The sequence below is a fragment of the Paraburkholderia pallida genome (assembly GCF_004524855.1).
Lineage (GTDB): Bacteria > Pseudomonadota > Gammaproteobacteria > Burkholderiales > Burkholderiaceae > Paraburkholderia > Paraburkholderia oxyphila.
The window spans coordinates 171,282-193,933 of record NZ_CP038151.1 but is presented as its reverse complement, the minus strand read 5'-3'; the positions used below and the strand labels follow the sequence as shown (position 1 = coordinate 193,933).

Sequence of the window (22,652 nt, the reverse complement as noted above, 5' to 3'; positions counted from 1 at the left end):
ACCATGCATCTCGACGATTCCCACAAGCGCGACTTCTCGACCAACGCGCGCCTGCCCGGCATCAGCGCGCTCGCCGCCTTTATCGGCGCACTGGCCACGCTCGCCGCGTTCGTGCTCCTGAGCCTCATCCACTGGTTCACGAATCTGTTCTTCTACGGCCGCTTCTCGTTCGCCGATCACTCGCCCGCGCTGAACACGCTTGGGGCCTGGGTCATCGTCGTGCCGGCGGTGGGCGGGCTGATCGTCGGGATGATGGCGCGCTTCGGCTCCGACAAGATCCGGGGCCACGGCATTCCCGAAGCCATCGAGGCCATCCTGTTCGGCAAGAGCAAGATGTCGCCGAAAGTGGCCGTGCTCAAGCCGCTTTCGTCGGGCATCGTGATCGGCAGCGGCGGGCCGTTCGGCGCCGAAGGCCCGATCATCATGACGGGCGGCGCGATTGGCTCGCTGCTCGCGCAGTGCGTGCGGCTCACCTCCGCCGAACGCAAGACGCTGCTCGTCGCGGGCGCCGCCGCGGGCATGACGGCCGTGTTCGGCACGCCGGTCGCCGCCGTGCTGCTCGCGGTCGAGCTGCTGCTGTTCGAATGGCGCCCGCGCAGCTTCCTGCCGGTCGCGCTCGCCTGCGCCGTGGCGGGCTTCGCGCGCGCCGCGTTCTTCGGCACCGAGCCGCTCTTCGCGATGCAGACCCCGACGCCGCATGCGCTCGCGCTGTTCTCGTGCGTGATCGCGGGGCTGCTCTCGGGCGCGCTCGCCTCGGGGCTTTCCGCCGCGCTCTACAAGGTCGAGGACCTGTTCGCGCACCTGCCGCTGCACTGGTCCTGGTGGCCCGCGATCGGCGGCATCGTGGTGGGCATCGGCGGCTTCATCGAGCCGCGCGCGCTGGGCGTGGGTTACGACGTGATCGGTGACCTGCTCCATCAGCACATCGTCCTGCAGGTGGCTATCGCCATCCTCGTGGTGAAGGCCGTGATCTGGGTCGTCGCGCTCGGCTCGGGCACCTCGGGCGGCGTGCTCGCGCCGCTGCTCATGCTGGGCGCGGGCCTCGGCTGTGTGCTGAGCCACGTGCTGCCCGGCAGCGACCCCGCGCTCTGGCCGCTCGTGTGCATGGCGGCGACGCTCGGCGCCACGCTCGGCGCACCGCTCACGGCCATCGTGTTCGCCTTCGGCCTCACGCACGACACCAACGCACTGTTGCCGCTGCTCACGGCCACGCTGTTCGCGCACGGATTCGCCACGGTCGTCATGAAGCGCTCGATCATGACCGAGAAGATCGCGCGGCGCGGCTATCACATCTATCGCGAGTACGGCGTCGATCCGCTCGAGCGCCATTACGTCGATGAAGTCATGACGCGCAGCGTCGAGACGATCGACGCCGCCGTGAGCGTGCGCGATGCGCTCGCGCAGCACTTCGGCCCCGCGCAGAAGCGCCGCGCCTGGCCGGTGGTGCGCGATGGCGCCGTGCTGGGCATGGTGGACCGCGCGATGCTAGAAGCGGTGCGCGCGGGCGATGCCGGCGACGCGCTCGACCAGCCGCTCGGCACGCTGCTCGCGCTGCGCGCGCCGGACGTGGCGCTGCCCGAGGAAACCTGCCGCCGGATCGCCGCGCGTCTCGCGGTGCATGGGCTCGAACGCCTGCCCGTGGTGTCCGATCGCGAATCGATGCGGCTCGTGGGGATCGTTTCGACCGCTGACCTCGTGAAGGTCTCGCTGTCGCATTTCGAGGAAGAGACCAAGAAGGAACGCTTCCGCCGCATCAGCATCGGCAACGCCAAGCGGCGCTTTCCGCCCGTGCGAAAGGCGGGTTGAGTGTTGGTAGATTCTTCGCGCCGGCGATGTCGGCGCGAATGAGATGGCCAGCCTGACCGAAACGGCCCGATCGGCTTACGCTGATCGGGCCGTTTCCTTTTTCGGGCGGTCATTGTGAGTCCACCGCGCTGCGCATCCCGCCAGCCGGCGTCGCTCAAGCCGCCCGTGCCTCGCCTGCCTCCGGCCTCCGAAAACGCTTTTCACATTACGGAATTCGCTGCGAATTTTCGCCGCAGAACTTTTCCGCCCCTTGAAAACATGTTTTACATGGCAAAATTTTACGCGCATCTCATTGAAAAATAAGCATAAATTGCGTCTTATGTCTTATATAAGACATAGCGCGAACGGCGCTACTATTTAGTCATGCAGTTCGCTTCGACAAGCGTGGCGGCACGCTCAACCTTCTATCAAACGCGCTTTGCTCCCAGGAGAGACACATGGCCCAGTATCAAGACGACATCAAGGCAGTTGCCGGTTTGAAAGAGAACCACGGCAGCGCCTGGAACGCGATCAATCCCGAGTACGCCGCCCGCATGCGCGCCCAGAACAAGTTCAAGACGGGCCTCGACATCGCGAAGTACACGGCGAAGATCATGCGCGCCGACATGGCCGCCTACGATGCCGACCCGTCGAAGTACACCCAGTCGCTGGGCTGCTGGCACGGCTTCATCGGTCAGCAGAAGATGATCTCCATCAAGAAGCACTTCAACAGCACCGAGCGCCGCTACCTGTACCTCTCCGGCTGGATGGTGGCCGCGCTGCGCTCCGAGTTCGGCCCGCTGCCGGACCAGTCGATGCACGAAAAGACCTCGGTGAGCGCGCTGATCCGCGAGCTGTACACCTTCCTGCGCCAGGCCGACGCCCGTGAGCTGGGCGGCCTGTTCCGCCAGCTGGACGCCGCCGCTGGCCCGGCCAAGGCCGCCATCCAGGAAAAGATCGACAACCACGTCACGCACGTGGTGCCGATCATCGCCGACATCGACGCGGGTTTCGGCAACGCCGAAGCGACCTACCTGCTGGCCAAGCAGTTCATCGAAGCGGGCGCCTGCTGCATCCAGATCGAAAACCAGGTGTCCGACGAGAAGCAGTGCGGCCACCAGGACGGCAAGGTCACCGTGCCGCACGAGGACTTCCTCGCCAAGATCCGCGCCATCCGCTACGCGTTCCTGGAACTGGGCGTGGACGACGGCATCATCGTGGCCCGTACCGACTCGCTGGGCGCAGGCCTGACCAAGCAGATCGCCGTGACCCACGCAGCGGGCGACCTGGGCGACCAATACAATTCGTTCCTCGACTGCGACGAAATTTCGGCCGACGCGCTGGGCAACGGTGACGTCGTCATCAAGCGCGACGGCAAGCTGCTGCGTCCCAAGCGCCTGCCGAGCAACCTGTTCCAGTTCCGCGCCGGCTCGGGCGAAGCGCGTTGCGTGCTCGATTGCATCACCGCACTGCAAAACGGCGCCGACCTGCTGTGGATCGAAACCGAAAAGCCGCATATCGGCCAGATCGGCGGCATGGTCAGCGAGATCCGCAAGGTCATTCCGAACGCCAAGCTGGTGTACAACAACAGCCCGTCGTTCAACTGGACGCTGAACTTCCGCCAGCAGGTGTATGACGCGATGAAGGCCGCGGGCAAGGACGTGTCGGCATACGACCGCAACCAGCTGATGAGCGCGGAATACGATCAGACCGAACTGGCGATCGCCGCCGACGAGAAGATCCGCACCTTCCAGGCCGATGCGGCGCGCGAAGCCGGTATCTTCCATCACCTGATTACGCTGCCGACGTACCACACCGCCGCGCTGTCGACGGACAACCTCGCCAAGGAATACTTCGGCGACCAGGGCATGCTCGGTTATGTGGCTGGCGTGCAGCGCAAGGAAATCCGCCAGGGCATCGCCTGCGTCAAGCACCAGAACATGTCCGGCTCGGACATCGGCGACGACCACAAGGAGTATTTCAGCGGCGACGCGGCCCTGAAAGCGGCGGGCAAAGACAATACGATGAATCAGTTCTGATACCCGCAGCACCGCAGGCAAAACGCCAACCTGGAAAGGTTGGCGTTTTTTTTTACCCGGTGAGGTGGCTTGCGGGGTTTGGATCGAAAATGGTCGGCGCTATCCCTGTTTCCAGACCCATGCCGCAGCCCGGCTGCCGCGGCGTGCAGCTTGTGTTATTTCCACTTTGAACCGATTGCCTCCAGCCCGGCCTTCTGCAGGTCTTCCGGCCCCATCACGACGCGAAACTCACAGTCGGCATTGAACGTGAGAAACCACGGCTCCGCGAAGGCGGGAATCTGGGACGGATCATCCAGGTTGATCACGAGGATGGCTCCGCGTCCTCCGCTTTGCTCAGTGAAATAGGCCGCTTCCGGTTTCGCTTCTTCAAGTATTTTCGCCATCACGGCCCCGATGGTGCCGTCGCGCACGAAAGCATTGAATGGCTCGTGGGGAATTCGTATGTTCAGAAGCATGCGCATGGACAGTCTCCTGGTTTGAGGTACGGAGAAGAGCCTTTCGAGCCTAAGCGATCCCGGCCATACCTTCAGTGGCTTAGGCAACACTCCTCACGCATTGCTGTGCAATGTGCGGCGCGCTGCGCCAGTGATCGCGGTCCTTGTACCAGGGGTGTCCGCGATAGTACCGACCCCAATAGGCTTCGATCGTGAACACCACGACCGGAACGCCGATCACCACGCTATAGCCGGGCAGGGGCTGGGTTCGTGACATTACACGACATAAATCGTCGATAGCGTTTATGCAGCGTCACCACGATACTCACATCCGTGGTACGGAAAACCATCCGTCGACGGGATAGCAGACTCGTCGCAAGACACCACAAGCTGCCGCGAAGCGATGGGCCGATGCGCGTGCCGACCAGATCCATACGGTAAGTAGTACCAACCATTGAATTCCGGAGTGGCGCGCTGACTGAGCCGTTAAGCGGCAGACGATAGCCGGAACGGATGCGCAGTCGGCAAATTTTCATCCATATCATTTAATCAGGAATACAAAGTGAAATCGGAAGACATATCGAATACGTTGCGTGCTTATGTTCGGCGCGACCTGCCGCAGCTCCTCTCAGGCGTCGAACGCTTTCGCCGCGACGTTTTTCCGTCGAGTCAGGCGCTGTTCGAGCAACTCGCACAGGGACAGGCGCCGCATACGCTCTTCATCACCTGCGCGGATTCGCGCATCTCGCCGGAGACGATCACGCAGAGCCAGCCGGGCGAGCTTTTTGTCTGCCGGAATATCGGCAACATCGTGCCGCCCTATGGCGAGACGCTCGGCGCCGTTTCCGCGGTGATCGAGTACGCCGTGCTTTCACTCAACGTGCAGCAGATCGTCGTCTGCGGCCATACCGATTGCGGTGCGATGAAAAGTCTGGCGGCAGAGGCTGCTCCATGCTGCCAGATGCCGAACGTGCACGCATGGCTGCGCAACGCCGAGGCCGCGCGCAGCATCGTCCGCACGAGGAGCAAGAGTGTCAGGCAGACGATCCGGGATATGGCCGAGGAGAACGTCCGGCTCCAGATTGCGCATCTGCGCACGCACCCCGCCGTCGCCGCACGACTCGCCCAACAACGCCTCGCCCTGCAGGGGTGGGTCTACGACATCGGTCATGGCGATATTGCGGTCCTCGACGCGCAGTCCGACCGCTTCATGGCGCTCGACGAGGCGCGCGAGCGCCTGGTGCGCAAGCAAAAGGTGGCGGCGTGATTATCCCGGGCCGCGCGTGTGTCGGGCAGCTCGTCCGCTATGTCGGACGGCCACTTGCGCTGTTGTGCATGTGGGATGTCGTCGTGACTGTCGCTTATCTCTGTGCGCCGGAATGGATCACGTTCCCGGCGTTGCCGCTGTCGCTGTTCGGCTCGGCGATCGTGGTCTATCTGAGTTTTCGCAATAGCGCCGCCTATGCGCGATGGTGGGAGGCTCGCACGCTCCTCGGCGCGATCGTCAACTACTCGCGCAGCTTCGCGCGAGAGCTCGGCGTCGTGCTCCCGGCACATGCGCATGCGCTGCGCAATACGTTGATCCTGCGTCAGGTCGCTTACGTGCACGCGCTCAGGATGCATTTGCGTCGCGAGCCGCCATGGAATGAGCTCAAAACACGGCTGCCCGCCGCCGAGGTCGAACGTTTGCTCGGTGTGGCCAATGTACCGCATGCCATCCTCTCGGAGACTGCGCGGATCATTGCGCACGATCTGGCGCTAGACGCCATGAGGCTTTCGATCATCGAGCACACGCTGCGCGAGCTGTCGAACGCACAAGGCGGCATGGAGCGCATCAGAAATACGCCGATTCCGCAGCAGTATGCGACCTATCCCACGTTGTTCACGCACGCGTTCTGCCTGTTGCTGCCGCTTGGGCTCGTTCAGACGCTCGGTGTGTTTACGCCAATCGGCTCAACGGGGCTCGGCTTTCTGTTGCTCGCATTGCTGCGCATCGGCGACGACATCGCCGAGCCATTTTCGAAGACGGTGAACGACGTGCCGCTCACGGCCGTGACCCGCACGATCGAAATCGATCTGCTCGACAGCCTCGGTGATGACCATGGCTTGAAGTCTCTGCATCCCGAAGACGGTGTGCTGTGGTAGCGCCTGCTGAGCATGAATGGGCAAATCTTGATCGGCCATTCAAGCGGCCGCGCCACCCAAAGTACGGACCTTCATGCCGTGTCGCCGTTCAACTCCAGTCGTCCATATCGTGCTTGATGGTGTGCCGGTTCGCGACGAGTGCGTCGACGCTCGGCTCGTTGTTCATCGCACGCTGAATGGCGAGTTTGGTCGCCTCATAGTTCGTGCGATACATGTCCTTCTTGTCGAGGTTCGTCTCGGTGGCACAGCGCGGATCGATCCATACGAGACTGACGATGCATAGCTCGTTGGCCTGGTCTTTTGGCAAGATGCCCTCGATCAGGCAATCGACGATCGCATCCGCCGTCGCCGATTGCACGACGCCACCGAATAGTTCGATGGTCGCCATGTCCTTGAGCGTCACCTTGGGAACGACAATCGTGGCCGGGCGCACCATCTGATTGCAGGCGCGGATCGCAAACATGGCCGTGTGCCCCTTGCTCTGCGCCATCATGTTGGCGAACGCATGACCGACGGGGCCATCGACACGCCCGATCAGGATTTCGGGCATGGCGTCAGTCACCTGGCCTGGCGCTGCGAAGACAGTGGCTTCACCAGCACGGAACGTCAAATCGAGACTCATCGTCAATTTTCCTGGAGTTGGAGATGGAAAATTTTTGGCATGCAAGGACGATGCCACTCGATTCAACGCGGTTAAACGTCGATAGCGATGCGCAATATGTATCGTCTTCGTGACAAAGTGACAAACGTGGATCCACAACCCGCGCTCGCCGGTAATTTGCTACGTGGCGATTACGACTGCGTTCTGGATTTGCCCGTCAACGTTCTGTTTCACCACCCATCCGGCTCAGGCTGTCATTCCTCCATCCACGGACAGCGTGGTGCCCGTGACGTAGGCCGAACTCCCCGACAACAGATAGACGACTGCCTTGGCCATCTCCTCCGGACGACCGATCCGGCGCATCGGAATCATGTCGTCGAGCAGATGCACGTCACCGCCCGCCACACGCATATAGTTGGGCGTCTCGGTGGCGCCCGGACAGATTGCGTTGACGCGGATATTCCGGTCCGCGTACTCCTTGGCGACCGCGCGTGTCAGACCGACCACCGCGTGCTTGGCCGCCACATAGTGTGCGATCCCGTTCATGCCGCGCAAGCCGAAAATAGAGGCGTTGTTCACGATCGCACCGCCACCCGAGCGCAGCATGGCCTGGACCTGATACTTGACGCCGTAATAGACGCCCTTGAAATTCAGATCGATGACCCACTCCGCCTCCTCTTCCGGGGTTGCATCGATCGGCTTGAAATCGGCGTGTCCTCCCGCGTTGTTGAATGCGAAATCGAGGCCGCCGAATCGCTTCTCGACAAACTCCACGAGCGCCTGCTGATCCTCGCGTCGCGCCGCATCCATGACCTTGATCTCGGCCCGTCCACCGATCGCTGCGATCTCGCTCCTGACGGCGATCAGTTTGTCTTCGCTACGACCGGCCAGCACCACGGTCGCGCCTGCTTCGGCAAGCGCCAGCGCGGCCGCGCGCCCCATTCCCGAACCACCGCCCGTCACCAGGCCGACCTGCCCCTTCATCAACATAGGTTTCCTTGCCATATCACTCGGTCACGGTTGCGCGTTCCACCTGCATTTCAGATAACCACGCGCATTCCGAATACGCCGCCCGCAGACAGGCCACGCCTGCGCGGGCGACACCTGTTTCAACTCACTCAGGCACGGGTAGCCGACGACATGCGCCCCGGGCTGCGGGCAAGCAGACAGTAGGTGAACGCGGAGACGACGAAGGTCATGATCGACGAGAACGAACTGTATGGGGCAGACAGGTTCATGACGATCATCCCGACCACCACACCAAACAGCCACGCGACCAGTCCACCAACGTTGAAGGCCGGCACACGTTCGAGCGCGGTGTCGATCTCGCTATCGCCGAACGATTCGGGCCGCTCCGACAGGATATGAGCGAGCGCGACGGCGACCCAAGCCACCACGAATACGCCCTGATAGGCCAACGCCTGCAACAGCCTCTCGAAAACGCCCGCCAGCATCAGTACGTACACCACCGCGCCAACCACGATCGTCCATGCGAATTTTGGCAGTTTCAGGCCAGCGGCCTTTTCGAACAGGGCCTGCGCGTTGACGGTCGCCAAATAGTAGTTGGCGGTATTGATACGCGTCTGGGTGACCACGAGGAATGCGAACCCCCACCAGCCCATCAACTTCAGAATTGCCAGAACGACCGAGATTTCGGACAAGGCGCCCGCATCGTGAATGGTGCTGACCAGATAGACACCCGCCAGACCATTGATACCGAAGATCACCGTCCAGAACGGCGCACCAAAGTTAAAGCGGCTGTGATACTCGATATCCCGCTTTCCACCGAAACGCGCAAAGTCGAAGGCCGCCATCATGAACACCCATACGCCCATGTAATACACGAAGCAGTTCCACCAGCCGCTCGTCGAAATGCCGCTCTGTGGCGGGCCGAAATGCAGCCACGCGTCGCTGTAGCCGAAGGTACGGGTAGCCAGCACGATAGCCGCGATCATGCCGATCAAGTAGAACGGCAGCAACACGCCGTTCAGCTTGTCGAGCCACTTCTGCACGCTACCGAATACGAGCGGCACGCTATAGATCACCACGAGCAGCGAAGCGAGCGGATACGAGATCGATGGCACCAGGCTGTGCAGCGCCACAGCGATCACCGAACTCTCGAACACCGCGTAATAGATCACGGTCGCCGCGAACACCAGTGTTGCCAGGGCTGCGCCTGCACTGCCGAACAACAGACGCGAAAACAAGGATACCGACAAACCGGTACGCAGCGCATAGCGCGTGAGCACGTAGTTCACGGCGGAATACACCAGCACCGAAAGCCCCATCCCGATCGCGGCGTTCGCAGTGCCGTAGTAAAGCGCGAGTGTGGCACCAATGATCAGATACACCATCGCACTGCATAGCGCCCACCACGCCATGGTGAGCGCGAACTTGGGCATGCGCGCCTGCTCGGGCAGGCGGACAGTCGACACATCCAGTTCGGCATTGCCGACCGGGTCAAGCGCTCCAGCCATCACTGTCTCCTATTCGGTCTTTGATAGACCAATTATTTCGTCATACGAACTAATTTGATGAAAACAACCCCAAAGGGCTCGAGCAATACAATTGCTATTTCGATTCACCGGGACTGCTGCGGGAAAACGTCAGCAGCCCAAGGGAGGCGCAAGGTCGCCCAGGGTTCCGGCCTTATGCGGCCGGATCAGTCAGAACACGTGGTGGATACCGACGTCGACACCGACAGTCGTGCCGGACGGTGCGTACAGTGAACTCGGCGTGTTGCCGCCATCGCCGATTTCAAGGCCGAGATTCTGGCCGCCCGTGTTGTTGACCACACCGACCTGCACATAGAGCCCAGTGGCCTTCGACAGGCTGTAGTTGACCCCGAGCGCACCCATCAGCGACTTGCTGGACATATCATCGCGGTTGACCATGTACCAGACGCCGCCATTCACGTCGATCGTGGGCGTAGCCTGATAGTCGAGACCGCCGTTCCACACGTCGTTGTTGATCCCGCTTCCAGCCATCTTGTAGTTCGTAAACGAGCCCTTGGCCGTCACCGAGCCGAACGTATAGCTGGCGCCGAGGGTGCGGCCGATCATGCCCAGCGTCGAGGGCAACGGCGATACGGAGGGCCCCTCATTCCCGTTGTAGTAGGCTGCAAATACACCGAGGCCATTCCAGTGGTACGACAGGTTGGCCGAATACACGCGCCCCGCCTGGAAGTCCCCCGCTACCCCGCCCAGCGCATACATCAGGCTGCCTTGAAATCCTGCCAGAACCGGACTCGTGTAGGTCACCGCGTTGGCGCTGAAGATGCCAGTGACGACCGTATTGTTGATGAACGGCACCAGGGAGCTACCCAGCTGTGACATATTGCGCGGATCGAGCGCGTATATCGCATCGAAGAACGGTGAATACTGCAGACCCGCGCGCACCGTACCGAAGTTGCCTCGCAGACCGACCCATGCCTGACGTCCGAAGAAGTTTCCGTTCGAATCGTTGAAACCACCGTTGGCGATGTTGATGCCGCTTTCCAGTTTGAACTCGGCATGCAAACCGCCGCCGAGATCCTCATCTCCCTTCAGGCCAAACAGCGATGGCATCTGGCCACTGTCGGTAAAACCGAAGAATTTGCCGCCATTGCCGCCCGTGGCATCCCGGGTCTTGCTCAGATACAGCACGCCGGCGTCGACGATACCGTACAGCGTCACACTACTCTGTGCTTGCGCCGCGACGGCGAAGCACAGGACCGAACCAGCCAGCGCCGTTTTCACAAGCTTCTTTTGCATATTCAACTTTTGTCTCCGTGTTTCATCTATATCTAAAAACTGCGCGGGTATGGATGTCCCGCCTTTAGAGCGTGGCGGCCGGCGTTTCGACCCGTAGATCACGACGTAGCACGACAGGCGCACCGCCATGCAACTTCTTGTTGACCCACGCCGATAATGCGGAATCCATATAGTCCGCATGCCCCGGGAACCAGTCGATCAATGCCTGAGCAAGTCGCCTGACGTCCGTTAATCCCACGTCGCCGACCGCCGCCAATGCATTCACCTGCTGCACCGCATCGAGCACCTTTTGATGCTCGTCCAGATGGCACTCCATGGCCGGGAAGTCGGTCTTCTTCATCCACTCGTGCTCGGTCGCGAAGTGGGACAGCAGATGTGCCTCCACGGCCTGCAGGCGGACCCATGCAGTCTGCTGGGTGCATTCCCGCAAGGCCATGACCACTTCGACGAATTCCTCATGGGCGTCGTCGATCGGCGCGTGACCAAGCAGCATCGCACTGCTCCATTCCAGCTTGTCGACTACGGCGCGCGGCGGGTTCCGCGCAGGGTGTGGACGGTGTTCGGCCGGTTGACTCATCGTTTGCGTTCCCACTTCATTTCTCCTGCCGAGCCTTACTTGCGGTCAGCGCCAATCAGGATCGCGGCCATCACGGCCGGCTGCTCGCTGCTATTTCGCCATGCATGACGGGTACCGTTCTGGATCACGATATCGCCCGCCTTCAGATGGCGTACCTGACCATCGTCCAGTTCGAGCGTCAGTTCTCCGGCCAGGAGGATGTCGTAGTCCACCGAGGTGGTGCGATGGAAGCCCGAGCCATCGGGCTCGAAGCATTCAGCCAGGCCTGGCAGATTTGCCGCGTACTCGGCACCCGCAGCAGCCGGATCGAAATCCGGCGTGGTCATCACGCTGTCGGGCGGAAATTGCACGATCATGAAGCGCGTGCCGTGCGGGTCGGGAATCACCGAATCCAGGCTGACCACAGGATCGCCGCCGGCATGCGGCAGCGAAGCGACACCATGAAGGGTCGCCCACACTTGCGTGGTCTCGAAACCCGGGACCGCCGCATAGGCATGCCGCGTTTCCGCTTGACCATCTGATAGGATTACTGATTTACCATTTTTCTCTCCGGTCACGATACGTCTCACCACGGTGTTCTCCTTGATATTCGTGCAATGGGTTATTGGCAGATCACGACGTTGACAAAGCCGCCCGAGCGCTTTTCCGCATCCGACAATGCTTCATTGGCCTGATCCAGCGGGTAGCGGTGGTGCTCAAACATGTCGAGATCAAGCGTGCCGGCCGCGATCATGTTCGCGAGATCCTGCCCCTCCCCCACCGTGAACCAGACAGAGCCAATCAGGCTGATCGCCGAGCACATCATCTCGTGCATATTGATCGGCAACGGATCCGTCATCGAACCGATCTCGACCAGTTTTCCGCCACGACGCAACGTGCCGATCGCGTCGCGCGTGACCTGGTGCGGCGAGCCCGGCCCAATGGCGTCGATCACGACATCGACACCCATGCCGTCTGTTTCCTGGTGAGCCCATTCAGCCATCGATCCTGTTCCATAGGAGAACGTACGGATGCGACGAGGATCGAGTGCCTTAACACGAGCCAGCAGCGCTTCGTTGCGCGCCACGCACAAGACGCGGGTCGCCCCCATGGCACGCGCAATCTGCGTGGCGCCGAGTCCCAGCGTGCCGGTTGCCCCGACGATCAGCACCGTGCGTCCCGCACCGGCACCGCCCTTGCGCAAACCGGCGTACGCAGTGCCGAGGTAGCCGAATCGCGCAGCCGTCTCAAAGCTCACCGCTTCGGGCAGCTTGACCAGACCATCGGCGGGCGCCGTCGCGTACTCGCAAAAGCCGCCATATGGATATTGCTCGTAGATCTTTTTCGATTTCGGGCCAAAGCCGAAGTAGCCCTGGAACGTATACGCCTCGCAATGGATCGGCTCTCCGACACGGCATGCATGGCACGAACCGCACGAACGTCCCGGATTGATATAGACGCGATCGCCCGGCGTCAGCCCTGTCACCGCACTGCCGACCTCCGCCACGACACCGGCAGTGTCCAGGCCATAGATTGCCGGCAGGTCCGGCACCGTGAGATAGGCGCGATCGCCGTAATGGCTCATCACGTTGCGCAGATTCGGCACCACGCCGGATGCTTTCACCTGAACCAGCACATCGGTCGGGCGCAGCAGCCTGGGACGGGGAATCGTGTCAAGGACAAAACGTCCGCTTGAATCATGAACGCGCATGGCGCGCATGGATTGGGTCGTGCTCATTGGGTGTCTCCTGTTGTTTGATTGGGGTAAATCCTCATCGGTGCCGGGTGCTCCGACCCGCCCAGAGTCTTCACATGCCCTCGGGATAAACCCCGACGCCACTTGTGCCCCTGCTTGCGGAAGAACCTCACCGCGTCGCTGCCAACGCCGTCCAGCAAGGCTTTTCGACGAGCGTATTTTGTATGATCAATAGATTTCTCATTGAACATGCATCGCAGATTGATTGAACACAAATTGACTGTCAATTTATTTTTTCGTAGTCTTCGCCACAGCCTCGAACATGCACCGCGTCAGCGGACGTGTTCAGCTATCCGGAAACAGGCGCTCGTCGCCAGCTACGAAGCGCCGCCCAATCGAGAAAAGTGAGGAGATACACGTCATGAGCGATACGCCCATCGTCCGCCGTCGCAGCAGCGGCCCGCGTCTGAACGACATCAGTGATTCACGCGTCAACGACGCCAAGGTCCAAAGTCAGTACCAGCCCTACAAGGACGCCGCCTGGGGTTTCGTCAACCACTGGTATCCGGCGCTGTTCAGCAACGAACTCGCCGAGGATGCCGTCGAAGGCATCCAGATTTGTGGCATCCCCATCGTGCTGCGCCGTGTCGACGGCAAGATCTATGCACTGAAGGACCAGTGCGTGCACCGCGGCGTGCGTATGTCAGCCAAGCCGATGTGCCTGACGAAGGACACCATCAGCTGCTGGTATCACGGCTTCACGTTCGACCTCAAGGACGGCAAGCTCTCGACCATCGCTGGCAATCCCGATGACAAGCTGATCGGCACCACCGGCGTGACGACCTACCCGGTTGAGGAAGTGGCCGGCATGATCTTCGTGTTCGTGCGCGAAGACGACTTCCCGCTCGACGATGTGCCGCCGCTCTCCGAAGACCTGCCGATCCGCTTTCCGGACAACGACGAGCGCTTCCCGCACCCGCTGTGGCCTTCGGCCCCGAGCCTGCTCGACAAGGACGTGGTCGTGCGCGGCATGCACCGCACCGGCTTCGCCAACTGGCGAATCGCCTGCGAGAACGGCTTCGATAACGCCCACATCCTCGTCCACAAGGACAACGCGATCATTCACGCCAAGGACTGGGTGCTGCCGCTCGGCATCGTGCCGACCGCGGACGACTGCATTGCCACCGTCGAGGACGAGAGCGGACCGAAGGGTCTCGTGCAGTGGCTGTTCACCGAGAAGTGGAACCCCGTTCTCAAGAACGAGAAGGTCGGCCTCGAGATCGACAACCCGGTGGCCCGTCCGTACCGCACCTCGGTGTTCCTGCCGGGCGTGCTGATGGTTGAGAACTGGCCGGAAGAGCATGTCGTGCAGTACGAGTGGTACGTGCCGATCACCGACGACACCTACGAATACTGGGAAGTGCTGGTGCGCGTGTGCCCGACCGAAAAGGAGCGCAAGGCGTTCGACTACCGCTTCGAACACTTCTACAAGCCGCTGTGCCTGCACGGCTTCAACGACTGCGACCTGTATGCGCGCGAAGCCATGCACGACTTTTACGCCGATGGAACGGGCTGGGACAACGAGCAGCTGGTCGCCACCGATGTTTCGCCGATCACGTGGCGCAAAGTGGCCTCACGCTGGAACCGCGGCATCGCCAAGCCGGGCCGTGGCGTCGACGGCGCGATCAAGGCGGGCAGCATCCGCATGAAGCGCACTGCCGAAGGCAAGGCGCCGGCCTACTTCGTCGAGAAGATCGAAGAAGAGAATTAATCCAGCTTGTACTAAGGACTCCGTATGTCATCCATTCATCATGTCACTCTGAAGTTCCGCGACGGACAGGAGACATCGGTTCCCGTACAGCAGGGCGAGAGCGTGCTCGATGCCGCTCTCGCCGCCGGAGTTCCGGTCCTCCACCAGTGCCGCTCGGGCTCGTGCTCGAGCTGCACGGGCCATCTGGTGGAAGGCCGGGCCGGCATGCGCGCCGGTGCGAGTTCGACCTTGCTGAAGAGCGAATTCGACGCCGGCGAGCGCCTGTTGTGCCTGACCGAACCTCAAACCGACTGCACGATATCGCTCAACTACGAGAGCGATGTCGGCGCGACCAGCGCTGTCAAGGCGCATGCCTTCGTCGATCGCATCGAGAAGATCGCCACCAATGTCGTGCGCGTCACCCTCGAACTGGCCGAAGGCGCGTGGCTCGACTTCCGTCCGGGCCAGTTCATTCAGGTTCGCGTGCCGGGCACCGACGTGACGCGCAGCTACTCGCCGTCCAGCACTTCGGCCGATCTGCCGAAAATCGAGCTGATGGTGCGCCTGCTCGAGGACGGCGTGATGTCGTCGTGGCTCGAGAACGAGGCACAGCCCGACAACGTGCTCGAGATCGAAGGCCCGTTCGGCAACTTCTATCTGCGCGAAAAAGTGCCTGCGCCGCACATCATGGTGGCCGGCGGCACCGGCCTCGCACCGATCCTGTCGATGATCGACACGATCCGCCGCAAGCCGGGACGCAAACCACCTGTAATCCTAAGTTTTGGTTGCGCGACAGCCGACCAGTTGTTCGGCATCGACGAGATCGAACTGCGCAAGCATTGGCTGCCTCAGCTCGATGCGCGCATTTCGGTCGACCGCGGTGAGGGCAGCGAATACCTGATCGGCAATCCGGTCGACGCGCTGCGCGCCGACGACGTGCTGCATGCCGATGCCGTCGCCTATCTGTGCGGCCCGCCGCGGATGATCGAAGCGGCCACGCACCGGCTCACCGAACTCGGCCTGCGACCGGAAAACATTTACGCCGAACAGTTTTCGCCGTCGAACTGACCGCGATCCCGACTCCTGAGACTAGCCGTGCTGACAACGACACCATTACCCTTCTCCGCAGAACAGCAGACCTGGTACGAGCGTGCCTGCGCAAAGCTCGATCCGCGTCGCCTGCAACAGCTGCTCTACGAACTGACCAACATCCACAGTCCAACCGGCGCGGCCCGCGAGGCCAGCGAATTCATGTCCCGCCATCTTGGCAATATCGGCATGAACGCCAGCTACCGCCGCATGAACGAGCGCACTGGCAACGTGGTCGGTGAAAAGCGCGGCAGCGGCGGCGGCGCCTCGCTGATGCTGTATGCGCCGATCGATACCCACCTTGAAGGCGACGAGAGCGATAGTCCCTGGGTCGGGCCCACCGACCCGGTCGATCTGAAACCCAGGGCACGCATGGACGGCGACTGGGTGTTCGGACTTGGCGCGTCGAATCCGAAGGGCATGATCGCCACACTGACCGAGGTCGCGAACGCGCTGATCGAAGCCGATGTGCCGCTGACGGGCGACCTGCTGGTCGCGATGGCCGACGGCGGCATGCCGGTCGACGTGGCGGCGCGCGATCAGGCGGGCATGTCGTCCGGTGTCACGCATCTGCTGAGCCGCGGTGTGGCGCCGGACTTCGCAATCGTGATGAAACCGTGGAACTGGGTTTATCACGAGGAGCCGGGCATGGGCTGGTTCAAGGTCAAGGTCAAGGGCACGCTGGGCTATGCCGGTGTGCCGCGCGGCACACCGGGCTTCCGCAGCTCGGTGGTGCCGGCCGCGCAGGTCGTTCTTGAACTCGAGCAGTGGCTGATCGAGTACGCCGAACGCAATACCTCCGGCGTAGTCAAGCCACATGGCTGGATCGCGGGTGTCCAGGGCGGCTGGCCCGAGCGGCCGGCCTTCCCGTCGGCGGTCACGGAAATTTTCTTCGATGTGCGTATCAATCCGCGCACGAGCCCGGGCGAGGTCAAGGCACAGTTCGCAACGTTCATGGAGGGACTGCAGGCGCGCCACCCCGATTTCGATCTGGATTGGGAAATGTACGGCTCGGTACCGGGCGGCACCACCTCGCCCGACAACTGGATCATCCAGTCTGCGCGACGCGGCTGGGAGCACATCGAACAGCGCATGCATCCCACGCCCGACTATCTGGGCGGCCAGACCGACGGCGCCGCGCTGCGACGCTTCGGCATCCCGACCGCGCGGATCGGCTGGCCGTGGCCCGCCGAGGGTTCGCCCGAGCCGCTCGCCGAAGGCCTGGGCGGCATGGGCGCCACCTATATCCCGGATCTGATGCCATGTGCCCGAAAGATCATGTACGCGGTGATCGACACGCTGACCCGTCCGCGCGCGGAACTCGGCCTTTAACCTTCAGTCCGGAGTCTCATCCGATCATGTCAAATTCTGATCTGCACTATCTGGACATCGGCACGCTCGCGCAGATGATTCGCACTCGAGACGTTTCGCCGGTCGAAGTCACCCAGGCGATGCTCGAACGCATCGAGCGTCTCGATCCGATGCTGCACAGCTATGCGCGAGTGATGCGCGAGCAGGCGCTGGCCGACGCCAGAGCTGCCGAGCGCAAGGTCATGGCGGGCGAGGCGGTCGGCCCGCTGCACGGCATCCCGCTCGGCATCAAGGATTTATTCTGGGTGGCCGGTGCGCCCACCGCAGCAGGCACCACCATTCATAAAGACTTCGTCCCGACAGAGGACGCGACTGTGGTCCGGCGGTTGCGCGAAGCCGGCGCCATCGTGCTGGGCAAGCTGCAGATGACCGAGGGCGCATTTGCTACGCACCACCCGAGCATCGTGGAACCGGTCAACCCGTGGGGGGCGAACCACTGGGCCGGCGCCTCGTCGAGCGGCTCGGGCGTGGCCACGGCCGCCGGCCTTTGCTACGGCGCGCTCGGCACCGATAGCGGCGGCTCGATCCGTTTTCCGTCGGCCGCCAGCGGCCTGACCGGCATCAAACCGACCTGGGGACGAGTCAGCCGTCATGGCGCCTTCGAACTGGGCGCCAGCCTCGATCACGTTGGGCCCATGGCGCGCAATGCCGCCGATGCCGCGCTGATGCTCGGCGTAATCGCGGGCTACGATGCGCTCGACCCGACCTCACTGCCGCAAGAGCACCTCGCATTGCCCGAACCGGCCGGGGACCTGCGCGGCCTGCGCATTGGCATCGATCCGGCCTGGAATACCGAGGGCACCGATACGATCATCGTCGAGGCACTCGAGCGCGTGCTCAAGGTGCTTCTGGATCTCGGCGCCGAGATTCGCGAGGTGCGCTTCCCGGCGGTCCGCACGGTGGTGGACGAATGGCAGGAAGATTGCGGCGTACAGGTCGCGCTCGCGCACGCCGACACCTTTCCGCGCCTGGCCTCGGAGTACGGTCCGGCGTTGACCCGCCTGATCGAGTTAGGGCACGAGACCAGCGCCGCGCGGTATCAGCGGGTACTGTTGAATCGTGCAGCGCTGCGTGGCAGGGTCAACAAGGTGATGAGCGAGATCGATCTGCTGGTCGCACCCGTGCAGCCGTTTGCGGCGCCGACGCACGAGCAACTCGGGGCGCTGGCACAGGACCCGGATCTCAATGCACGCCTGATCCAGTTCACCGCGCCGTTCAATTCGACGGGACACCCGAGCATGGCGCTGCCGTGCGGCCTGACCTCCACAGACATGCCGATCGGCTTCCAGTTCATCGCGCCACACGGCGGCGAAGCCGCGCTGTGCCGCGCAGGCATGGCGTTTCAGCGCGCCACCCAGTGGCACAACGCCCATCCGGACATCTGAGCTGCAGCCGGAGGACTCGGCGCCGCAGACAACGCGCGTCAGTCCTCCGCTGCCTTGCGCGTCTTGCGAGCGGGCTTGGGTTTAGGTTTGGGAGCCGTTTCGATGATCTGCGGCGTGATGGTCGCTGAATCTCGCGCCGCCTCTTCGTAGATACCCGTGAGCAGCGACATGAAGCGCGCGCCTTTTTCGAACTTCTCCTCGACATCGGCAATTTCCTCGAGGCGCTTAACGAGGATTTCCTGGCGGACCTTGTAATACTCGTCGGTCAGCTTGACACCCAGTTCGCTCGCCACGTACGAGTAGGTTTTGCCGTTGTTGTCCTTGTGCTTTTCGATCAGGCCGGCCGATTCGAGCTTTCTGAGGCTGTACTGGATGTTGGGGATGTCATCCCGGTTCATGAGACGCGCGATCGTTGCGCTGTTCTTGGGCCGCTCCTGCATGCGAATGACGTGCAGGATGACGTGCTCCTGATACTTGATGTCGACGTCTGCCGCGATCGTGATCATGCCCGTCGTTAGCACGAAGCGGGAAAACGCCTCGTAAAAGCGTATCAGCGACCACTCGAATTCGGTCGCCTGGTACTCCATGTCCGACTTTGCGAGATGCCACCCGCGATAGAATTTTGGTTCCATTCCTCGATCCGAATAACGATACGTCCCACCTGCCCGGTCACCGCCTATCCGATGGATATGGCTTTCACGCCCATCAGTAGTGTCTGCTTGAGCAGAAACCGTCAGGCAATATTAAATCGATCATCCACTGATTTGCGATCGATAGTTTATCAATCATTCGGTCTCGGGGCGCGGTTTCAGCAACAATCGCGTATTGCATCAGGTCCGGGCTCATTCGCCTCTTTGGCCGCGGCGACCAAGGGCCGACCGTTCGCGTCCGGATTTACAGGAAATTATGCCAACACCATCATTATGGCCATCACATGATTTTCCCCGTCGCCTCGGCAGTTCGCCGCAGCAGCACTAGCTTGTGCCGACGCGCTGGTTATTGCCCGCCAGCTCGACAACGAAGTCCAGAAAAGCCCGCGTCTTTGCCGGCACATGATGCCGCGATGGGTAGTAGGCGTATAAGGGATACCGCTCGTCCGCCCACTCGGGAAACAGATTGATCAATCGGCCGTCGGCAATCAGAGGCTCGGCGCCGAGAAGGAGCATCTGCGCAATCCCGGAGCCGGCGAGGCATGCGTTCAGCAGCGCACTGGGATCGTTGACCGTGAGGCGTCCCCGGGTTTCAACCACAACGCGCTTTCGCTTGCGATGGAATTCCCAGGGAAACGGCTTGCCCGTCTCCGGATTGCGGAATTCCAGGCATTTGTGGCTTCCGCCTTCGAGGTCCTCGGGTTTTGCCGGGCGTCCCCAACGCGCGACATATGAGGGCGCAGCAACCGTAACAACCGCGGTATCGAGCAGCTTTCGCGCAATCAGGGTGGAGGCTTTGGGCTCGCCGAATCGCACGGCGAGGTCAAAGCCGTCCATGACGAGATCGCCAAGATTGTCTCGCGCGATGAACTCGATTTCGAGGTCGGGGTGCGCGTCCATGAACCCATCGAGTTGCTGCCCGAGGATGGTCCGGTAGAAGACGGGATCCAGATTGATTCTCAGCTTGCCGCGCACAGCCGACGCGCCACCTGCCGCTGCAGCAGCGGCTTCTTCCAGCCCGGCGAGGTGCGGCATGACCTGCTCGTAAAAGCGACGGCCCTCCTCCGTCAGCGAGACGGAGCGCGTCGTCCGGTTGAAGAGCCGGATCTTCAGCTTCTTTTCCAGCCTCGCAATCGCCCGGCTGACGCCCGGCGGCGACATGCCGATCACTTCCGAAGCGGCCGCAAACGTCCCCGCATCGACTACGGCGGCGAACACGCTAATGCTGCCGGACAGCTTCTCGCTACTGGGTCTCATGGGCGCGCGGGTGAATAAGGGTGACGGGTCGCAATCGATCCATTGAAGGCCAATGCAGCCAGGCTCCAGCGGTCAGCGGCACCCGGCCATCTGCGTCCATCTTGCCGCATTGGTGACTCGTTGTCATTTATCTAGTGCCATCCATGTCATTTTGTTTCGACTGACGCTTGTCCAGAATGCCTCTCAACGAGACATTCCGTCCCGCCGATCGAAAGGAGATTGCCATGCATAGCCGCATTTTCATCGTTGCCATCGCGACCGCCATTGTGCTTCCGGCCGCCGCCCATGCGCAGAGTGACGCTTCGCGCGTGACGCGCGAGCAGGTCCGCCAGGAACTCGTGCAACTCGAGCGCGCCGGGTATCGACCGGGGCGCGCCAACGACCCCCATTACCCGGACGACCTCCTCGCTGCCGAGGCGCGGATTCGCACGGCTGCCAGTACCGACCCGTACGCCGTTGGCGCCGTAGGCGGCGTGACGAATGATCGGTCCGCTTCAGGAAGCCGCGTGGGCGTGAATGGCGCACAGAACGCATTGTTCGCGCATCACTGAGGCCCGTGCCGTGAATCTCTGCGGGCAATTCGAGCTTGCGCTCCATGACGGTCTTCAGCGCGCCTGAGTGCCCGGGAGCCGCTAATTCGATGCGGCGCCACTTTATTTACCATGTAAGGAAAACGAACTATGTATGCAATCACAGGAATCACAGGCAAGGTCGGCGGCACACTAGCCCGCCACCTTCTGGCGGCAGGTCAGCCGGTGCGTGCGGTCGTGCGCGACGTCGCACGGGCAAGCTCGTGGGCCGAGCGCGGCTGCGAACTCGCGACGGCCCGGATGGAAGACGCCTCGTCGCTCGCCGCCGCGTTCGAAGGCGCGGCGGGTGTCTTCATCCTGCCCCCCTCGGAGTTCGATCCTGAGCCGGGCTTTCCCGAAGCGCATGCGGTGATCGATGCCGTGTCCACGGCACTGTTGAAGGCGAAGCCCGAGAAGGTGGTTTGTCTGTCGACGATCGGCGCACAGTCCAGTGAGAGCAATCTCCTCACTCAACGCACGCTGATGGAGCAAGCTTTGCGCGAGATGCCGATGCCGGTGACCTTCCTGCGGCCCGGCTGGTTCATGGAAAACGCCGCATGGGATATTGCGTCCGCGCGTGACGAAGGTGTCATCGCCAGCTACCTGCAGCCGCTCGACAAGCCCGTGCCGATGGTTGCCACCGCCGACGTAGGGCGCGTCGCCGCCGAACTGCTCCAGCAGACGTGGAGCGGCGTGCGCGTCGTCGAGCTCGAAGGTCCGCGCCGGGTGAGCCCCAGCGACCTCGCGGCGGGCTTCGCACGCGTGCTGGGCCGCCCCGTCCGTGCCGGGGTTGTCGACAGGCAGACCTGGGAAGAACTATTCCGCTCGCAAGGCATGAAGCATCCGGTGCCACGCATGCGCATGCTGGATGGATTCAACGAAGGCTGGATCGATTTCGAAAGGCATCCTGACGAAATCATCCGCGGTCAGGTCGAGCTGGACACGGTTCTGGGCGAGCTGGTGTCGCGCCCGGTCTGAGCCGAACCGGTTGGGCGCGGCGGGCAACTGCGCATCGCCCCACCATTTTCCGCATGCTCCGTATGGATGATTTGCCCCGCCGCGTTCGATGCGAACCTGCGTGTAGCAGGACTGCCGCGCCCGCCTGGCGGCGCGGCCGCCCTCCTCCATCCTTTCACTGGAGCACCGCATGACCGATCCCAATCCCCGTCACGCGTTGTACGAGCTCGCGTGCCGCTACGCGCAGGCCGTCGACCGGCGCGACTGGCCGCAGCTCGCCACCCTCTTCACTCCCAACGCGCAACTGAGCGGCCCCGCTTTCTCGTTCGACAGCCGCGACGCGATCATCGCCGGGATGGGTGCGCTCGCGCATTACGAGCTCACCCAGCATCACGTCCACAACCAGCTCGTGACGCTCGACGCCGGCGAGGCGTCGGTCGAGACCTACGGCATCGCGTCCCACATCTACGTGCGAGACGGCCAGAAACGCAAGCTCGACTGGGGCCTGCGCTATCACGACCGCTGCGTGTTCGACGATGGCGACGACGGCACGTGGCGCTTCGCGTCACGCACGCTGCTCGTCGACTGGACGCAAGACCTGCCGCTGGAGGGCTGA

At 62.3% G+C, this 22,652-nt stretch carries 22 protein-coding genes; 11 read left to right on the top strand and 11 right to left on the bottom strand.

Annotation, left to right across the window (positions count from 1 at the left end):
* Nucleotides 1-3 precede the first annotated feature (3 nt).
* Together E1956_RS35805 and E1956_RS35800 are read left to right on the top strand one after the other, a co-directional pair.
* The gene (locus E1956_RS35805; protein ID WP_134759532.1) at nucleotides 4-1,806 is read left to right on the top strand and encodes a chloride channel protein; all 1,803 of its coding nucleotides are present in this window, start codon (nucleotides 4-6) and stop codon (nucleotides 1,804-1,806) included.
* A 437-nt stretch (nucleotides 1,807-2,243) separates the two neighbouring features.
* A complete protein-coding gene (locus E1956_RS35800; protein ID WP_134758112.1) occupies nucleotides 2,244-3,824 on the top strand; it encodes an isocitrate lyase in 1,581 nt (526 codons plus the stop codon).
* A 155-nt stretch (nucleotides 3,825-3,979) separates the two neighbouring features.
* Here the strand turns inward: E1956_RS35800 and E1956_RS35795 are convergent, their stop codons facing one another.
* Together E1956_RS35795 and E1956_RS47585 are read right to left on the bottom strand one after the other, a co-directional pair.
* On the bottom strand, nucleotides 3,980-4,285 hold the full coding sequence (locus E1956_RS35795; RefSeq protein WP_134758111.1) for a panthothenate synthetase: 306 nt from the start codon (nucleotides 4,283-4,285) through the stop codon (nucleotides 3,980-3,982).
* Nucleotides 4,286-4,358: 73 nt separating this feature from the next.
* Complete coding sequence (locus E1956_RS47585; protein ID WP_167760230.1) at nucleotides 4,359-4,535, bottom strand: hypothetical protein; 177 nt, start codon at nucleotides 4,533-4,535, stop codon at nucleotides 4,359-4,361.
* Between the two features lie 285 nt (nucleotides 4,536-4,820).
* Between E1956_RS47585 and E1956_RS35790 the strand changes: the two genes are divergently transcribed.
* Nucleotides 4,821-5,525: a carbonic anhydrase gene (locus E1956_RS35790; RefSeq protein WP_269467649.1), complete on the top strand. Its 705-nt coding sequence runs from the start codon at nucleotides 4,821-4,823 to the stop codon at nucleotides 5,523-5,525.
* Nucleotides 5,522-6,403, top strand: coding sequence for a bestrophin family protein (locus tag E1956_RS35785; protein WP_134758110.1), 882 nt, complete (start codon nucleotides 5,522-5,524; stop codon nucleotides 6,401-6,403). The genes E1956_RS35790 and E1956_RS35785 overlap by 4 nt, the downstream gene beginning before the upstream one ends.
* An 88-nt stretch (nucleotides 6,404-6,491) precedes the next feature.
* Here E1956_RS35785 and fae read toward each other — a convergent pair whose 3' ends face one another.
* The 7 genes from fae to E1956_RS35750 form a co-directional block, all read right to left on the bottom strand.
* A complete protein-coding gene (gene fae, locus E1956_RS35780) occupies nucleotides 6,492-7,025 on the bottom strand; it encodes a formaldehyde-activating enzyme (RefSeq protein WP_134758109.1) in 534 nt (177 codons plus the stop codon).
* Between the two features lie 225 nt (nucleotides 7,026-7,250).
* Complete coding sequence (locus E1956_RS35775) at nucleotides 7,251-7,988, bottom strand: SDR family NAD(P)-dependent oxidoreductase (protein ID WP_232072324.1); 738 nt, start codon at nucleotides 7,986-7,988, stop codon at nucleotides 7,251-7,253.
* Nucleotides 7,989-8,122: 134 nt separating this feature from the next.
* Nucleotides 8,123-9,481, bottom strand: a complete 1,359-nt coding sequence (locus E1956_RS35770) for a purine-cytosine permease family protein (protein ID WP_134758107.1) — start codon at nucleotides 9,479-9,481, stop codon at nucleotides 8,123-8,125.
* Nucleotides 9,482-9,670: 189 nt separating this feature from the next.
* Entirely contained in the window at nucleotides 9,671-10,756 is a 1,086-nt protein-coding gene (locus E1956_RS35765; protein ID WP_134758106.1) for a porin, read from the bottom strand.
* A 64-nt stretch (nucleotides 10,757-10,820) separates the two neighbouring features.
* Nucleotides 10,821-11,348 (bottom strand): bacteriohemerythrin, encoded by a 528-nt coding sequence (locus E1956_RS35760; protein WP_232072322.1) that lies wholly within the window; start codon nucleotides 11,346-11,348, stop codon nucleotides 10,821-10,823.
* A gap of 20 nt (nucleotides 11,349-11,368) precedes the next feature.
* Nucleotides 11,369-11,905 carry a cupin domain-containing protein gene (locus tag E1956_RS35755; protein WP_134758105.1) on the bottom strand — a complete coding sequence of 179 codons (537 nt, stop codon included), beginning with the start codon at nucleotides 11,903-11,905 and terminating at the stop codon, nucleotides 11,369-11,371.
* Between the two features lie 29 nt (nucleotides 11,906-11,934).
* Complete coding sequence (locus E1956_RS35750; protein WP_134758104.1) at nucleotides 11,935-13,050, bottom strand: alcohol dehydrogenase catalytic domain-containing protein; 1,116 nt, start codon at nucleotides 13,048-13,050, stop codon at nucleotides 11,935-11,937.
* Nucleotides 13,051-13,429: 379 nt separating this feature from the next.
* On the opposite strand from E1956_RS35750, the gene E1956_RS35745 reads away from it, so the two are divergent.
* Genes E1956_RS35745 through E1956_RS35730 form a run of 4 tightly spaced genes read left to right on the top strand, consistent with a single transcriptional unit; the run spans nucleotide 13,430 to nucleotide 18,603 of the window.
* Complete coding sequence (locus E1956_RS35745; RefSeq protein WP_134758103.1) at nucleotides 13,430-14,779, top strand: Rieske 2Fe-2S domain-containing protein; 1,350 nt, start codon at nucleotides 13,430-13,432, stop codon at nucleotides 14,777-14,779.
* A 24-nt stretch (nucleotides 14,780-14,803) separates the two neighbouring features.
* Nucleotides 14,804-15,826, top strand: a complete 1,023-nt coding sequence (locus E1956_RS35740) for an FAD-binding oxidoreductase (RefSeq protein ID WP_134758102.1) — start codon at nucleotides 14,804-14,806, stop codon at nucleotides 15,824-15,826.
* Between the two features lie 27 nt (nucleotides 15,827-15,853).
* Complete coding sequence (locus tag E1956_RS35735) at nucleotides 15,854-17,179, top strand: M20 family metallopeptidase (protein ID WP_134758101.1); 1,326 nt, start codon at nucleotides 15,854-15,856, stop codon at nucleotides 17,177-17,179.
* 26 nt (nucleotides 17,180-17,205) lie between these two features.
* The gene (locus E1956_RS35730; RefSeq protein ID WP_134758100.1) at nucleotides 17,206-18,603 is read left to right on the top strand and encodes an amidase; all 1,398 of its coding nucleotides are present in this window, start codon (nucleotides 17,206-17,208) and stop codon (nucleotides 18,601-18,603) included.
* A 38-nt stretch (nucleotides 18,604-18,641) separates the two neighbouring features.
* Here E1956_RS35730 and E1956_RS35725 read toward each other — a convergent pair whose 3' ends face one another.
* Both E1956_RS35725 and E1956_RS35720 read right to left on the bottom strand, forming a co-directional pair.
* The gene (locus E1956_RS35725; RefSeq protein WP_134758099.1) at nucleotides 18,642-19,235 is read right to left on the bottom strand and encodes a winged helix DNA-binding protein; all 594 of its coding nucleotides are present in this window, start codon (nucleotides 19,233-19,235) and stop codon (nucleotides 18,642-18,644) included.
* Nucleotides 19,236-19,577: 342 nt separating this feature from the next.
* Entirely contained in the window at nucleotides 19,578-20,510 is a 933-nt protein-coding gene (locus tag E1956_RS35720) for a LysR family transcriptional regulator (protein ID WP_134758098.1), read from the bottom strand.
* A gap of 224 nt (nucleotides 20,511-20,734) precedes the next feature.
* Here E1956_RS35720 and E1956_RS35715 point away from each other — a divergent pair, with 224 nt between their 5' ends.
* From E1956_RS35715 to E1956_RS35705, 3 genes are all read left to right on the top strand, one after another.
* On the top strand, nucleotides 20,735-21,061 hold the full coding sequence (locus tag E1956_RS35715) for a DUF4148 domain-containing protein (RefSeq protein WP_134758097.1): 327 nt from the start codon (nucleotides 20,735-20,737) through the stop codon (nucleotides 21,059-21,061).
* Nucleotides 21,062-21,190: 129 nt separating this feature from the next.
* A complete protein-coding gene (locus tag E1956_RS35710; RefSeq protein ID WP_134758096.1) occupies nucleotides 21,191-22,057 on the top strand; it encodes an NmrA family NAD(P)-binding protein in 867 nt (288 codons plus the stop codon).
* 169 nt (nucleotides 22,058-22,226) lie between these two features.
* Nucleotides 22,227-22,652: a nuclear transport factor 2 family protein gene (locus tag E1956_RS35705; RefSeq protein WP_134758095.1), complete on the top strand. Its 426-nt coding sequence runs from the start codon at nucleotides 22,227-22,229 to the stop codon at nucleotides 22,650-22,652.

What these genes read in the sequence shown, in the direction of transcription:
- E1956_RS35805 (WP_134759532.1), top strand. Translation starts at nt 4, where the DNA reads ATGCATCTCGACGATTCCCACAAGCGCGACTTCTCGACCAACGCGCGC.
- E1956_RS35800 (WP_134758112.1), top strand. Translation starts at nt 2,244, where the DNA reads ATGGCCCAGTATCAAGACGACATCAAGGCAGTTGCCGGTTTGAAAGAG.
- E1956_RS35795 (WP_134758111.1), bottom strand. Translation starts at nt 4,285, where the DNA reads ATGCGCATGCTTCTGAACATACGAATTCCCCACGAGCCATTCAATGCT.
- E1956_RS47585 (WP_167760230.1), bottom strand. Translation starts at nt 4,535, where the DNA reads ATGTCACGAACCCAGCCCCTGCCCGGCTATAGCGTGGTGATCGGCGTT.
- fae (WP_134758109.1), bottom strand. Translation starts at nt 7,025, where the DNA reads ATGAGTCTCGATTTGACGTTCCGTGCTGGTGAAGCCACTGTCTTCGCA.
- E1956_RS35775 (WP_232072324.1), bottom strand. Translation starts at nt 7,988, where the DNA reads ATGAAGGGGCAGGTCGGCCTGGTGACGGGCGGTGGTTCGGGAATGGGG.
- E1956_RS35770 (WP_134758107.1), bottom strand. Translation starts at nt 9,481, where the DNA reads ATGGCTGGAGCGCTTGACCCGGTCGGCAATGCCGAACTGGATGTGTCG.
- E1956_RS35765 (WP_134758106.1), bottom strand. Translation starts at nt 10,756, where the DNA reads ATGCAAAAGAAGCTTGTGAAAACGGCGCTGGCTGGTTCGGTCCTGTGC.
- E1956_RS35750 (WP_134758104.1), bottom strand. Translation starts at nt 13,050, where the DNA reads ATGAGCACGACCCAATCCATGCGCGCCATGCGCGTTCATGATTCAAGC.
- E1956_RS35745 (WP_134758103.1), top strand. Translation starts at nt 13,430, where the DNA reads ATGAGCGATACGCCCATCGTCCGCCGTCGCAGCAGCGGCCCGCGTCTG.
- E1956_RS35740 (WP_134758102.1), top strand. Translation starts at nt 14,804, where the DNA reads ATGTCATCCATTCATCATGTCACTCTGAAGTTCCGCGACGGACAGGAG.
- E1956_RS35730 (WP_134758100.1), top strand. Translation starts at nt 17,206, where the DNA reads ATGTCAAATTCTGATCTGCACTATCTGGACATCGGCACGCTCGCGCAG.
- E1956_RS35725 (WP_134758099.1), bottom strand. Translation starts at nt 19,235, where the DNA reads ATGGAACCAAAATTCTATCGCGGGTGGCATCTCGCAAAGTCGGACATG.
- E1956_RS35720 (WP_134758098.1), bottom strand. Translation starts at nt 20,510, where the DNA reads ATGAGACCCAGTAGCGAGAAGCTGTCCGGCAGCATTAGCGTGTTCGCC.
- E1956_RS35715 (WP_134758097.1), top strand. Translation starts at nt 20,735, where the DNA reads ATGCATAGCCGCATTTTCATCGTTGCCATCGCGACCGCCATTGTGCTT.
- E1956_RS35710 (WP_134758096.1), top strand. Translation starts at nt 21,191, where the DNA reads ATGTATGCAATCACAGGAATCACAGGCAAGGTCGGCGGCACACTAGCC.
- E1956_RS35705 (WP_134758095.1), top strand. Translation starts at nt 22,227, where the DNA reads ATGACCGATCCCAATCCCCGTCACGCGTTGTACGAGCTCGCGTGCCGC.